8 protein-coding genes are annotated in these 14,261 nt (G+C 47.0%); 6 read left to right on the top strand and 2 right to left on the bottom strand.

Annotated elements, in window-relative coordinates; translation table 11 throughout:
• Positions 1-47 precede the first annotated feature (47 nt).
• Positions 48-1,703 (bottom strand): NAD(P)H-hydrate dehydratase, encoded by a 1,656-nt coding sequence (locus QUB77_RS10115; protein WP_333171926.1) that lies wholly within the window; start codon positions 1,701-1,703, stop codon positions 48-50.
• Positions 1,704-1,818: 115 nt separating this feature from the next.
• On the opposite strand from QUB77_RS10115, the gene mnmA reads away from it, so the two are divergent.
• Positions 1,819-2,910, top strand: coding sequence for a tRNA 2-thiouridine(34) synthase MnmA (mnmA, locus tag QUB77_RS10110; RefSeq protein WP_333171924.1), 1,092 nt, complete (start codon positions 1,819-1,821; stop codon positions 2,908-2,910).
• A gap of 272 nt (positions 2,911-3,182) precedes the next feature.
• On the opposite strand, the gene QUB77_RS10105 is transcribed toward mnmA, so the two are convergent.
• Positions 3,183-3,758: a hypothetical protein gene (locus QUB77_RS10105; RefSeq protein ID WP_333171922.1), complete on the bottom strand. Its 576-nt coding sequence runs from the start codon at positions 3,756-3,758 to the stop codon at positions 3,183-3,185.
• A 527-nt stretch (positions 3,759-4,285) separates the two neighbouring features.
• On the opposite strand from QUB77_RS10105, the gene QUB77_RS10100 reads away from it, so the two are divergent.
• The 5 genes from QUB77_RS10100 to QUB77_RS10080 all read left to right on the top strand — a co-directional run bounded on the left by QUB77_RS10100 (position 4,286) and on the right by QUB77_RS10080 (position 14,188).
• Entirely contained in the window at positions 4,286-6,259 is a 1,974-nt protein-coding gene (locus QUB77_RS10100; protein ID WP_333171920.1) for a PP2C family protein-serine/threonine phosphatase, read from the top strand.
• 77 nt (positions 6,260-6,336) lie between these two features.
• Positions 6,337-6,915 carry a DUF6272 family protein gene (locus QUB77_RS10095; RefSeq protein ID WP_333171917.1) on the top strand — a complete coding sequence of 193 codons (579 nt, stop codon included), beginning with the start codon at positions 6,337-6,339 and terminating at the stop codon, positions 6,913-6,915.
• A 46-nt stretch (positions 6,916-6,961) separates the two neighbouring features.
• On the top strand, positions 6,962-7,306 hold the full coding sequence (locus tag QUB77_RS10090) for a slr1659 superfamily regulator (protein WP_333171915.1): 345 nt from the start codon (positions 6,962-6,964) through the stop codon (positions 7,304-7,306).
• Between the two features lie 71 nt (positions 7,307-7,377).
• A complete protein-coding gene (locus QUB77_RS10085) occupies positions 7,378-8,853 on the top strand; it encodes an adenylate/guanylate cyclase domain-containing protein (protein WP_333171913.1) in 1,476 nt (491 codons plus the stop codon).
• 505 nt (positions 8,854-9,358) lie between these two features.
• On the top strand, positions 9,359-14,188 hold the full coding sequence (locus QUB77_RS10080; RefSeq protein WP_333323000.1) for a PAS domain S-box protein: 4,830 nt from the start codon (positions 9,359-9,361) through the stop codon (positions 14,186-14,188).
• The last annotated feature ends 73 nt before the right edge of the window (positions 14,189-14,261 follow it).

The raw sequence follows: 14,261 nt of genomic DNA, 5'->3' as shown, positions 1-14,261 counted from the left end.
TACAAAGGTGCGCGGTGCGCACCCTACCAACTACTGTTGATTGTTTACTAAGCAAATTCTCGCAAAGCTGGAATTAAATACTGTGTCAAAGTAAAGGCATCTACTCCTAATTCCGTCCGTTCTTTGGCCGCCATGATTCCGGCTTGAGCGTGCCACCAAGCTGCTGTTGCTGCAACTGATTGGGGGGGGGATTTGCGGGCGATCGCACTTGCTAATAGTCCCCCTAACAAGCCTGTGAGAACGTCGCCGCTGCCGCCTCTGGCGAGGGCTGGGGTGCTTTCGGGATTGAGGTAGGTGATGGTACGTGAAGCGCAGCTATCCCCTAGGGAATCCCCCTCCTCCTTCCAACTTATGCAAACTCTGGCTCCTTTGAGCAATACCGTTGCACCACAAAGCTGAGCCGCAGCTTGACTTGCGGCAATTCGATCCTCGCCTGTTTCGTCGGCTAATTCGGGAAATAAACGCTTGAATTCGCCAGGGTGAGGCGTGATAATTGTCAGTGCTGAGCGTTCGGACAAAATCGGGACTGTGCCGAGTTGAGCGAGGATATTTAAACCGTCAGCATCTAAAACCAGAGGTCGATCGCTCTCCAGTACAGATTCTACAGCTATTGCCGCTTCCAATGTCAGACCTGGCCCTGCGGCGATCGCATCATAAGAGCTCAAATCAATTGCTACTGGCAACTCGCTAATTGCACCGCTTTGGGTTTCGGGACATCCTATAACTAATGCCTCGGGCAACTGACTGCTCAACATCGGTTTAATCGACTCAGGAACAGCAATTGACAGCATTCCGATGCCGCTGGCTCTTGCTCCCAATGCTGCCAAAATTGCGGCTCCGCTGTAGCGGCGGGAACCTGCAATAATTAGTATGTTACCGTTAGTGTATTTGTGCGAAATGGGCGATCGGGGTAAGGGCAAATGCTGAGTTGCCGAGGCTGTTGTAATGCGTTGTATTGCTGGCGTTTCGCCCAATATTGCTGCAATATCTGCTGCCGGAATATCAAAATCAATTAATTCGGAACTGCCGATATATTCTAACGCTCTGTCTTGCAGAAATGCCATTTTCCACAAACCCAAACATAATGTATGTTTTGCCCGGATTGCCGTTCCCAAAACTTCGCCGGTATCTGTATGAATTCCCGATGGAATATCTATACTTAAAATAGGTATATTTAAATTATTTATTTCGTCAATAGCTGCGGTCGTGGCGTTATTAATTTCTCGTTCTAATCCAAATCCAAATAAACCATCTACGAGCAAATCGCAATTTTTCAGCGGTTCAATTTTGTCAACAAATGGAAGATTTAAATAACGCGCATAATCAGCGTGATTTTTTGTTAGTTCTTTTAGTTTAGAAAACGGGCAGTAAATAACTACTTGGAACCCTTGAAAGTGCAATTCGCGAGCCACAACCAAAGCATCGCCACCGTTGTGTCCGGGCCCAACCAATACCCCGATAACTGGCAATTGAGAATTAACAATATCTTGCTCTTCTCCCGTCTCCCTTCTTCCCTCTTCCTTCTTCCCTCTTCCTTCTTCCCTCTTCCTTCTTCCTTCCCCCTTCAAAAGCTCCTGAATGCGTCTAGCAATCAGTCCCGCGACTTTTTCCATTAAAGCTGCGACTGGCATTCCAGCAGCAAAGATTCTCGTTTCTATTTGCCGCATTTGGTCGGCGGTGACAACAAATTTTTGAATAGTCATATTAGTGCTAAAATTTCAGCTAACAGCAGCAGTGGCAGGTTGTAGTATACTTGTGGTATAATAAATTAGCTCGATCGAACTAACTCACAGTAAAATAGCAATTTCTCTCAGAATCATGAACAAGATTGTTGTAGGCCTCTCCGGCGGGGTCGATAGTTCCGCAGCAGCCGCAATTTTACACCATCAGGGATATGAAGTGGTGGGTTTAACGCTGTGGTTGATGAAGGGCAAAGGTCAGTGCTGCTCTGAGGGAATGGTCGATGCAGCTAAAATTTGCGAAGATTTGGGCGTTCCCCACCACATTGTTGACAGCCGCGATGTTTTTCAGGCAAGTATTGTCGATTATTTGGTGGAGGGTTACAGTGCAGGAGTTACGCCTTTGCCTTGTTCCCAGTGCAATAAAACTGTGAAGTTCGGGCCAATGCTTAAGTATGCTCGCGAAGAACTCGGAATTGAAAAAATCGCTACAGGGCACTACGCTCGGATTACTTACGATGCTGCTACGGGTCGCTATCAGTTGCTGCGGGCGATCGACCCTGCGAAAGATCAGTCTTATTTCTTGTACGATCTAACACAGGATTTGTTGGCGGGTACGGAATTTCCTTTGGGGGAAATTACCAAGACAGAAACTCGCAGAATTGCGGCGGAATTTGGCTTGACAACTGCTGATAAGCCGGAAAGTCAGGATTTGTGCTTGGTGGAAAGTAACGGTTCGATGCGGGCTTTTTTGGATAAGTACATTGCGCCGCAAAAAGGTGACATTGTGGACAAGTCAGGGCGGGTGCTCGGACAGCACGACGGCGTGCACCACTACACCATCGGCCAGCGGAAGGGACTCGGAATTGCTGCACCGGAACCGCTGTATGTGATTGAACTTGATGCTGCTGGCAATCGGGTAATTGTGGGCGATCGACAGTTGGCAGTAGAATCTGAATGTACAGTCCAGAAAGTGAATTGGGTTTCTGTGGCTGCACCGACGGCTCCGATTCGGGCTCAGGTACAGATTCGATATCGATCGCACCCCGTCCCAGCTACAATTATTCCTGTGGAACCATCCCAAGCAGAGGAAAAAGCCGGCGGTACAAGAGTTAAGTTGATTTTTGATGAACCGCAGTTGAGTATTACCCCCGGACAAGCGGCCGTTTGGTATGACGGAGACTTGCTGTTGGGCGGCGGCATCATCGAAAGAAACCAGCTTCCAAATTAAGGCAAGGGGCGGGCTAGAAGCCCACCCCACAAGAAACCCCCCACAAAAAAACTCACTCTTTGTGGAACAGGCCGGAAAGCCTGTTCCCAGAAGCCCACCCCACAAGACACTTGCCACAAGAAAATTCACTCTTTGTGGAACCGGCCGGAAAGCCTGTTCCCAGAAGCCCACAAGACACTTGCCACAAGAAAATTCACTCTTTGTGGAACAGGCCGGAAAGCCTGTTCCAAAAGGAAACTTATATTTCATTTCACAGGGGTAAATGTACCTAGCTAACTTTTTTCCAAACGCAAGATATTTCCCCTAGCATTAGTACGGTAAACCCAAGTTTGCCTACCATCAGACACCACAACCCGCCAACCTTCGACAATCATTTGACCGCAAATTTCATCCGCTGTCGCGAGTCCTAAACAAGTATTCGGCCAACTTTGTCTGCTAGATTCAATTACTTTCAACTTGTCAGCAGCAATGCCAGTGGAGTCCGACAACTCTCGGCGAACTGCTGCTGCCACGGTTTCGGGCAATTTGTTCGGGGGATTTTGGCGCGTAGCCTCGGCCAAATTGCCCGGTTCGGAAATTAGAGTATTAAGTGCCAATACCGAATAGCTGATTTTTTGGGCTACCGCTGCTGAGGAAAATTGCTGCGCGGGTTGCTGCTGTTGCCTTTCCAACTGGGAAAGGGAAGATTGGAGAGCGCCCGCCTTAGCTGCAGCGGTGTGTCTTAGCGCCGGATACATTTCCCATACCAAAATTCCTGTCAGCACTAAAGCCAAGATTACAGGATTGGGCTGCTTTTGGTCTCGGTTTTTATTTTTTTGAATTTTATTTGTGGAGATTTTTTTCATCATACGCCCTCTGCCTCACTTTACACAATGCGCGATCGCTCCTGAACACTCAACTGCAGATACTTATTTAGACACTTTTGCGGATGCTGTTAGTTCCTTTGTGCAGAACTAACTTGACTGCTGGTGCGCAGCAAGTATTTCCTACTCGCGACCGGCAGTTGTGTTTCAGGAAACTTGCACTACCCAGTTATCACTTAATTTTTACTTTTTGTCTCCGGGTATTAAGAAAAATTTATGCTTAAGTAAATATTCTTAAAATCATTTAATTGTACCCACAATCTCAGTACGAATGGCTATTCATCGTTCCCAAACTGCTAAAGCTATTTTAGACTGTGGTAGGCGAGCTGAGCCGGCGAGATGAAATGGATGCTACAAAACGTGTTGCAAGAGGACGGAAACGTATTATAAACTACGCTAGCTATCGCTGATTAATTGTATTAGCATTGTTGTTTTATAGAGCGATAGTCCCCGAAAATACTTTAATAGCAAACGTTAGTTTTTTAGTACAATATTTTTGAAATATCTCAATTATGAACAGAAAATCCCTAGGAATCCATTTAATGAATCGGCTGAGCTATCCTCAAAAATTTACCTTAATCGGTTTTCTATTTGCAATACCGTTAACCTTGGTCATGTACTTGCTGATTTCCGAAATTAACAGCAGGGTTGATTTTGCCCAAAAAGAAATCTACGGCAATCAATACCTGCGCCCGCTTCGCCACTTGAGAGAACACATACCGAAACTTCAACTGTTAAATTATCAGGGTTTAAGTCCCAATTTAAGCAATCCAGAGTCCCTGGCTAATTTAGAAGCTAAGATTGACGCGAATTTTCAATCTCTGGCAAATACCGATCGCCAGTTAGGAAAAATTTTAGTTTCTAGCGATTATTTTAATAAAATTTATCAAAGCTGGCAAAATTTTAAACTTCGTCGCAGCCAGTGGAGTTTAGAAACTTACGATTTTTTATATCAAAACTTACGAGCAGATATTAATAGATTGAGCGCTCGCGTCGGCGATACTTCCAATCTAATTTTAGACCCAGATCTAGATACCTATTATTTGATGGATGCTACTTTGCTGAAGCTTCCAGAAATGCAAAAAATATTGTCAGAGATTAGGCTAATTTCTCAAAAAAGTAGCTGGCGTTCCGATGCCACACCTGAAGAAAGAGCGAAATTGATTACTTGGGCGGGCCAATTGAGAGAACTAAATCAGGATTTAGCCATCACTATGGAGGTAGGGTTTAGCAATAATCATCGCGGGAATCTGCGACCGAAATTAAGTGCGCATTTAACAAATTTTAACTCCGTAGTAGAGCAGCTAACTGGGCACATAGATAAACTGATTAATCCCACAGCCAGAGTGGAATATTATGCCTATATTGATGGCAGCGATCGAGCTCTGACTTCGAGTTTTGAATTGTGGGACGCAACAGTTAATCAATTAGACTTTCTGCTGCAAAAACGTATTGATAGTTTTGTTGCAAAAAAACGCATAATTTTGATTTTCGTGTTGGCAATTTTAGCAATTGTTATTTATTTGTTTGTATCTTTTTACAGGGCAGTTATGCAAACTGTTTTTGTGCTGGACGAAGCGTCAAAAAAGATGGCAAGCGGCAATCTAGACCACAAAATTGTTTTGGATAACCGAGATGAACTTGGGCAAGTTGTGGGTGCATTTAACAAGATTGCCGATGCTTTAGTTGGTGCAAATCAAGAAATTACTGTTCTCAACGATCGCCTAAAAGCTGAAAATATGCGAATGAGCGCCGAACTAGATGTTACTCGCAAGATTCAGCAGATGCTGCTGCCGAAAGAACGAGAACTTAAGGAAGTTGTGGGCTTAGATATTGCGGGATTTATGGAAGCTGCCGAGGAAGTAGGCGGCGACTATTACGACGTACTCCAGCACAAAGGTAGAGTCAAAATTGGCATTGGCGATGTGACGGGACACGGATTGGAGAGCGGTGTTTTAATGATTATGGTTCAAACGGCTGTGCGGACTTTGCTCGCCTACAATGAACCCGATCCGGTGAGATTTTTAACCCCTATTAACACTGTAATTTACGATAATGTGCAGCGGATGAAATCCGAGAAAAACGCTAGCCTTGCTTTGCTAGACTATGAGCAGGGAGTGCTGAAGTTGAGCGGCCAGCACGAAGAAATGATTCTAGTGCGGTCTAACGGTTGTGTGGAACGGTTTGATACGATCGATTTGGGTTTCCCGATCGGACTGGATGCAGATATTGCTGAATTTGTTGCTGAAAAAATTGTACAGTTGCGTTCAGGAGATGTGGTTGTGCTGTACACTGACGGGATTACGGAAGCTAAAAATATGGATAAACTGCTTTATGGTTTAGAGCGGTTAATTAAGGTAATAGAGATTAACTCCCAGCGTTCGGCTGCCGAAATCAGGAAGGCTGTAATTAACGACGTGCGATCGCACATCGGCGAACAAAAAGTTTTTGATGACATCACATTGCTGGTACTCAAACAAAAATAACTACTTGGATATCCCTTCTAAAGTTTAAAATATATTCAGTGATGCCCCTGATCTCAAACTTTAGCTCTCACATCGGTATGACTCAGATTTTCGGCGATTTCATCGAGCAGTCTGCTAGCCAAGAATACTTAATAATTGGATTTTCTCCGAGTTCGGTTCCTCTCAAGCAGCGGTGGCGGAACAACGGTTTGTCGGCGGATTTTCTGGCTGACTACCTGACGACTTTTTTTCCACGCAACCAAGATGAACCCTCGACAATTGAAAGACAAGCTGAAATAAAAAGCGCTGTTAGCTACATTGCCAACGAGTTATTGGAAAATGCCATGAAGTTTAATGATGAAACCTCGGAGTACCCGATCGATATTAAACTGCAATTAGAGAGCGACCGTGTGATTTTCTCAGTTGCTAACAGCATCTCTCCGCACGCTGTGGACAAGTTTCAGGCTTATATTCAGCAGTTGCTGGCCTCCGAACCCAGCGAACTTTACATTCAGCGGCTGGAAAAAAATGCTGCGGACGAAAGCTGTACCAATTCTGGATTGGGTTTGTTGACCATGCTCACCGATTATACCGCCAAACTTGGCTGGAAATTCCAAACCATCCACCAAGACCCGGAAGTAATTGCGGTGACAACTATGGTGCAATTAACAGTATAAACAACGCTAGCGATCGATAATATCTAAGGGACTTTTTTTTGTGGCTATGGAAATTAATACAGAAGATTACCAGATCTGTTACGATCCAACAACGGCAACCGTGAGTTTTATTGGCTCTCTAAGGCTGAGCGGGCCAGCAGAGTACGCGCCGATAGCGCAGTTTCTGACCAAGGTTGCCGACTTGGAACCGACGAAAATTACCCTCAATTTGCAGCAGTTAGAATTTTTGAACAGTTCTGGCATCAATATGCTATCAAAGTTTATTATCGAGATCCGCAAAACAGCCAGGGTGCAACTGGCGGTACAAGGCTCTCAAAGCATAGCTTGGCAAGGTAAATCTTTGAAGAATTTGCAGCGCCTGATGCCGGCTTTACAGTTGGAATTTCTATAGGAAACACAATTATTTTTAGGGTGCGAGCTGTTAATCAATTTTTTGTTAGTCGAGGCGCCAATTCTCGAGTTATGCTGGAAGAACAACCATCTAGAGAACAGCTACTTTTAGAGATAGAAAGATTGCGCCAGCAAGTGGAAGACTTGAAGGAGGAAAAAGCGGATCTGGAAATCTTGCTGGAAACTACTGCTGAACATTCCGATACGGTTGAAACTGAGTTACGCTCTCGCGCATTCGAGGCGGTGCGCGAAGGCGAAATCAAGCTGGCTCAATTTCTCGAAGCGATTCCTATAGGTGTGCTCGTGCTGGATTCTCAAGGCAGACCTTACTACGTCAATCACGCCGGGGAGCAGTTACTCGGTCAAGGAGTTCTGCCCTTAAATGCAGTTGAGGATTTGTCAGAAAGTTATCAAATTTATATGGCGGGAACTGAGACTATTTACCCTTTCGAGAAATTGCCGATCGTCCGAGCTTTGAGGGGCGAAAACGCGAAGGCTGAGGATCTGGAAATTCATCAATTCCACAAGAAAGTTCCCCTTGAGATTTGGGGAACGCCAATTTTTGACGAGGGTGGCAAAGTTGCTTTTGCGATCGCAGTTTTTCAAGATTTCACGGAACGCAAAGAAGCTGAAGCCGATCGCCATTTATTTATTAAGAAACTATTTGACCTCAATCAAAACTTAGAAAAATCCCTGGATGCCGAATCAGACTTAACTGATGCCTATGGGCGATTTGTGCCTCACCAATTTCTAAATTTGTTGGGATATGAAAGTATTATAGATGTCAATTTAGGCGACCAAGTGCAGCAGGAAATGTCGGTGCTATTTTCAGATATTCGCGATTTCACGACGCTTTCAGAAACTATGACTCCCCAAGAAAATTTTAAATTTATCAATGCTTACCTTTCGCGGATGGAGCCTGCCATTACTAGCAATAACGGGTTTATTGACAAATACATCGGCGATGCAATTATGGCTTTGTTTAGTGACTTTGCAGATGATGCAGTGAAAGCGGGTATTGCAATGCTCAATATCCTAAGAAATTACAACGAATGCCGTCAAGGTGTCGGCTACGTCCCGATTCACATTGGCATTGGCATCAATTCGGGTTCTTTGATGCTGGGGACAGTGGGGGGTAAAAGCCGAATGGACAGCACTGTGATTAGCGATGCTGTTAATTTAGCATCTCGCATTGAAGGATTGACCAAAGATTACGGCGTACCTCTGTTAATTTCTCAGCAGACTTTGGAACGGTTGCGAAATCCCACAGATTATGCTATTAGGATTGTGGATAAAGTACAGGTAAAAGGAAAATCTCAATATGTCGTAGTCTATGAGGTATTTGATGCAGATCCGCCGGAAATTTTGTCGGCAAAGCTAGCAAATTTGTCTGTATATAATGAAGCTATGTTCCTGTGCGATCGCAAGGAATTCCGGGAAGCTGGAAAATTATTTGAAGAGTGTTTGCGAACAAATCCCAGCGATCATGTAGCTCGCATTTACCTGAAACGCTGTCGGGATTGGCGATCGCTCCTCAAAGGAATTTAAAGCAAGCTAGTCTATTTGAGATTTGAGATTGACTCCATATAGCAATCCTCGCATCACTTGTGAATTTCTTACTTTCTCCCTGCAGGTTCGGGGAGAGTTGGGGTGGGTGAAAAATTTACGACTCCTGTAAAGATTGATATATATCTTGAGAGTGATGACTGACCTCTGGAATCTGTCAAAGGTGTAAAATATAAACAGGTTTATAGCTGTTACTTCTGAGGCTTCTCAAAATAGAACGGCTGAGGGCCCAACAGCCAGCGATCGGTAATTTGGTGCGAGAACGGTGGCCAGCGCTGAACCTGTCTCAGAAAAAGTGGGCGGATGAATTAGGGACGACCTTTCCCCCGATTAATCGTTCGGAAAATGGACACGCTACGCCTTCGGGCTTGGCAGTCAAGCAAATTTAGAGATTGCTGGATGAGTTAGGTAATTTGCCAGATGCAACGCTTCGCGAATGCAGTCAGGCACTGCAGGCAAGATATTTTTCGGATAAGGAGTACAAAGGGTGAGTTTAGAGGGAATCAACAGCATTTTCAGAGTTAGACTACTTCCCTATGGTGTGGCGACCCTCTCCGTGGCTCTAGCACTGGCGCTAACCCGATCGCTTTTACCGTGGATCTACCCAACCACAACGCCCCTGTTTTTCATCGCGGTGATGGTGAGTGCCTGGTATGGCAGTTTTGGGGCTGGGTTGCTGGCAGCACTTTTATCCACGCTGGCAATCAACTATTTTTTTATTGAGCCGTTCTATTTCTTACAGATCGCTAATGTAGAGACAATTATTCGGCTGGGTATGTTTTCGATCGCGGCAGGATTCATCGCTTCATTCAATCTATCGTGGCGCACCGCTCTAAAAAATGCGAAAGCAGCCTTGGAAACTTTACAGGAGGCAATGGAACTCGAACAACAGGTGCAGGGCGAAGCTGCACAAGCTGCGGCGACAGAGGCAAAAGAACAGCTAGAAAGGGTACTTTCTAGCATCAACGATGGGTTTTATATCCTCGATCGCGATTGGCGCTACACCTATGCCAACGATCGCTACTGTGAAATGGTTGGAATGCCGCGGTCAGCGATTCTGGGTCAGAACGTTTGGGAGTTATTTCCGGCTGCCGTTGACACCGATGCTTATGTGCAGTTTCATCGGGCAATGCGCGAACAAACGCCGCTCCAGTTTGATTATCTCTACTCACCTTGGAATGGTTGGCATGACCATCGAATTTACCCTTCGCCCACTGGACTGACTGTTTTGCTTGCTGACATTACCGATCGCAAACAGGCCGAACTCCTGTTAATCGAGCAGAAACGACTGCTGGAGTCGATCGCATTCGGACAGCCACTAGACGACTGTCTGGCAGCCGTGTGTGACTCAGTATCCAGGCTAAATCCGGCTACCCGCGCCTGCTTCCTGCTAGCCGATGCTCAGCGGCTGACGTTTAACAGATCCATTACTCCAGACTTTCCACCGTCTTTTGGTCAAGGACTCAAGGATGCTCCGATTAACGATTTGTGCATTGGAACCTGTGGCGAAGCAGTGTATTGCGGTCAGCCCGTGACCTGCGCCGACATTGCCAACGACGATCGCTGGTCGCAAGCATGGCGAAATTTATGCGTGGCTCATGGCATTCTAGCCTGTCATTCTCAGCCCGTGCTCAGGCAGGACAATCTAGCTCTGGGGTCGCTGATGCTTTGCTTTAGCGAGGCGCGGAGGCCGACGGATTGGGAATATAAACTCGCCGAGTTCGGCACCCAAGTTGCCAGCATCGCCTTCGAGCGCGATCGATCGTTCCAGGCGTTGCGCGAGAGCGAAGAACAGTTCCGACTGGCTTCCGAAGGCGGAAATTTGGGTTTGTGGTATTGGGATATGGAAACAGACACGCTGAGTTTTACGGACATAGCCAAAGCGATGTTGGGTTTACCCGTCAATACGGCAATGTCGGTGCAAGTGTTTTTAGAAGCCGTGCATCCCGACGATCGCCCATTCGTTCACACCGTGCTGACTGAGCTAAAAGCGAATCAACCGCATACTGAAATTGAGTATCGGACGCTGTGGGGCGATGGCACCGTTCGCTGGATTTTGGCAAAGGGCGATTGCGCCTACAACGCTGATGGCGTCATAATTTCGACGCGCGGCGTATTCATCGACATCAGCGATCGCAAACAAGCCGAAGAAGCGTTGCGTCAAAGCGAAGAACAGAGTCGGAACATTCTAGAAAGCATTGATGATGGATTCTTTTCCCTGGATGAGAATTGGCGTTTTACTTACGTGAATCGGTCAGCGGAAATTCTGCTAGACCGCACTCCGGGCGCTCTGATTGGGAAGAATTTTTGGGAAGAATTCCCAGGACTCAATGGCAGCGAGTTTGAGCGGGTTCATCGGCGTGTGGCAAACGAGCGCTTGGCTTTCTCAGTCACGGCGTTTTATCCCGATCACGATCGGTGGTATGACGTTCGCACCTACCCTGCCGCGAACGGGATTACCATTTATTTCCGAAATGTCACCGATCGAAAACTGGCCGAGGAGGTATTGCAACAACGAGAAGCAGAGCTTCGTTTAGTTACCAATGCCGTGCCTGCCTTGATCTCCTTTGTAGACTCAGACCAATGCTATCGCTTCAACAATCGAGCATATGAAGAATGGTTTGGACATCCGGCAGCGCAAATCTACGGCAAGCATCTCCAAGAGGTTTTAGGCGAAACCGGGTATGAAGCGATTCTTCCTTATGTTCAGCAAGTCTTGGCAGGAGAAGAAGTGACCTTTGAAAGCCAAATTCCCTACAAAGATGGTGTAACCCGTTATGTCAATGCGACCTATGTTCCCCGCTTCAATAGCCTGGGAACAGTTGAAGGGTTTGTAGCACTGGTCAACGATATCACCGATCGCAAACAAGCCGAAGCCACACTACGGGAGAGTGAGGCACGGTTCCGGCTGATGGCAGATGCCGCCCCTGTGCTGATTTGGATGTCGGGCACCGATAAACTCTGTAATTACTTCAACCTCCCGTGGCTAAACTTTACCGGACGGACGATCGAGCAAGAAAAGGGCAATGGTTGGGCACAAGGAGTCCACCCCGACGACTTCGAGCGCTGTTTAGACACCTATGTGACTGCCTTTGATGCCCGTCAACCGTTCAAGATGGACTATCGCTTGAAACGCTGTGATGGCATATACCGTTGGATTATGGATGAAGCTATTCCTCGCTACGGATTGGAAGGTGAGTTCTTGGGCTACATCGGCTCCTGTGTTGATATTGAAGACCACAAACAAGCTGAGGAAGCCCTGCGCGAGAGTGAATCCCGCCTCCGTCTGATCTTTGAAAGCGCCAAAGATTATGCCATCTTCACCCTCGACCTTAACGGCATCATTGCCAGTTGGAACTCAGGGGCAGAACGCCTGTTGGGCTATACCGAGACCGAAGCAATTGGTTGCCCGAGTCGGATGATCTTCACGCCGGAAGATAACGAACAAGGACAACCCGAGTACCAGAGGCAAACGGCTCTACTGCAAGGACGGGCAGAAGACGAACGCTGGCACGTCCGCAAAGATGGGAATCGCTTTTGGGCCAGTGGATTGATGATGCCCCTGCTTAATGAAGCCGATTCTCCGCAGGGATTTGTCAAAATCATGCAGGACAAGACCGCACAACGGCAAGCAAGTGAGCGACTGCAATTGCTTTATGAAACTACCCGCGATCTGTTGAAGATAGAACAGCCTCTGGCTTTGATGGACACCCTATTCGGCAAACTTTCAGTGCAACTCGATCTGCACTGTTACTACAACTTCATGGTGGAAGAAAAAGACAACCGCCTGATGCTGCATTTGAGAAACTACGATGGCATCTCTGAAGAAACGGGGCAGGCGATGGCATGGATAGAATTAGGTGAATATCTCTGTGGAATGGTTGCCCAAACGCAGCAGCAACTTGTCTTGAATCAAGCCCAAATTTCCACTCATCCAAATGCTAAAGCCATCTGTGAAATGGGCATCACGGCTTACGCGGGTCAACCGTTAATCGCTCAAGGGCGGTTATTAGGAACGCTCTCATTTGCCAGTCAGACTCGGACGCAGTTCACACCTGCAGAAATCGAGCTGCTGCGATCGACCTGTGACCAGATCGCGATCGCTCTGGAACGGGCAAGCCTGAACGATTCACTCCAGCAGCAAGCGGAACAGCTAAGACAGGCAAATCGGATCAAGGATGAGTTTTTAGCGGTACTATCCCATGAATTGCGATCGCCCCTCAATCCCATCCTGGGCTGGACAAAGCTGCTGCAAACTGGCAAGCTTGATGCGGCGAAAACTGCACAGGCGTTAGCGACGATCGAACGCAACGCCAAGCTGCAAAGTGAACTGATTGAAGATTTGCTCGATGTCTCGAAAATTCTTCAAGGCAAGCTCAGTCTTAATATTCGTCCAGTCGATTTAGCTTTAACTGTGGAATCGGCGATCGAAACTGTCAATTTGGCTGCTGTTGCCAAATCCATTGATATTCGGACTGTGTTAGATCCTCAGATTGGACAAATTTTGGGGGATTCGGGCCGTTTGCAGCAAGTTGTGTGGAATCTTGTTTCTAATGCGGTCAAATTCACCTCAGCCGGGGGGCGCGTTGAGGTGAATTTGACTCGTGTTGGTAATCAGGCTCAAATTACGGTGGCGGATACAGGGATTGGCATCGCACGGGAGTTTTTACCCTACGTGTTTGACTACTTCCGGCAAAAAGATGGCGCTACAACCCGCAAGTTTGGTGGCTTGGGGTTGGGGCTGGCGATCGTGCGGCATCTAGTGGAACTCCACGGCGGCACCGTTGGGGCAGATAGCCTCGGTGAAGGGTTAGGAGCTACCTTTACTGTAAGACTGCCCCTATCCGGGAAGGTAAGACAAGAAAACTCTCTTGCAGGACTTTCGGAACGATCGACTGCGGAGGAACCGTTATCCGGGATGCGGATACTTGTGGTAGATGATGAGCCGGATATGCGAGACTTGATTTCGTTTTTGCTAGAAGATGCAGGTGCAGAGGTGCTGACTGTTGCTGTCCCTCAAGAAGCGCTCACAGCCTTGACTAATTTCCAGCCAGATGTCCTGTTGAGCGACATTGGAATGCCGGGGATGGATGGCTATATGCTGTTGCGGCAAGTGCGAACTCTGCCGCCAGAACGGGGTGGGCTGATTCCCGCGATCGCCCTGACTGCCTATGCGGGTGAGTTTAATCAACAGCAAGCTTTGCAAGCTGGATTTCACCGACATCTGGCAAAGCCGATCGAACCGGATAAATTAATTAAGACGATCGCTGCACTTGTTAGCAATAACAGTCATCGCCCAGCAAGCTATAAAAATTGAGCCGAAGGATCTTAAACCGATCGAACATCACCCAGCTTTTAAGTTGCTGTGGTTAGGCAGCGATATTTGTATT

The organism is Microcoleus sp. AT9b-C3 (genome assembly GCF_036705485.1).
In the GTDB taxonomy this organism is placed as follows: Bacteria; Cyanobacteriota; Cyanobacteriia; order Cyanobacteriales; family Microcoleaceae; genus Microcoleus.
Note: the sequence above shows the minus strand (reverse complement) of the source record. Positions and strands in the feature narration are given on the sequence as shown.

Bases quoted from the DNA above. Each gene is read 5' to 3' on its own strand.
- QUB77_RS10115 (WP_333171926.1), bottom strand. From the start codon at position 1,703: ATGACTATTCAAAAATTTGTTGTCACCGCCGACCAAATGCGGCAAATA.
- mnmA (WP_333171924.1), top strand. From the start codon at position 1,819: ATGAACAAGATTGTTGTAGGCCTCTCCGGCGGGGTCGATAGTTCCGCA.
- QUB77_RS10105 (WP_333171922.1), bottom strand. From the start codon at position 3,758: ATGATGAAAAAAATCTCCACAAATAAAATTCAAAAAAATAAAAACCGA.
- QUB77_RS10100 (WP_333171920.1), top strand. From the start codon at position 4,286: ATGAACAGAAAATCCCTAGGAATCCATTTAATGAATCGGCTGAGCTAT.
- QUB77_RS10095 (WP_333171917.1), top strand. From the start codon at position 6,337: ATGACTCAGATTTTCGGCGATTTCATCGAGCAGTCTGCTAGCCAAGAA.
- QUB77_RS10090 (WP_333171915.1), top strand. From the start codon at position 6,962: ATGGAAATTAATACAGAAGATTACCAGATCTGTTACGATCCAACAACG.
- QUB77_RS10085 (WP_333171913.1), top strand. From the start codon at position 7,378: ATGCTGGAAGAACAACCATCTAGAGAACAGCTACTTTTAGAGATAGAA.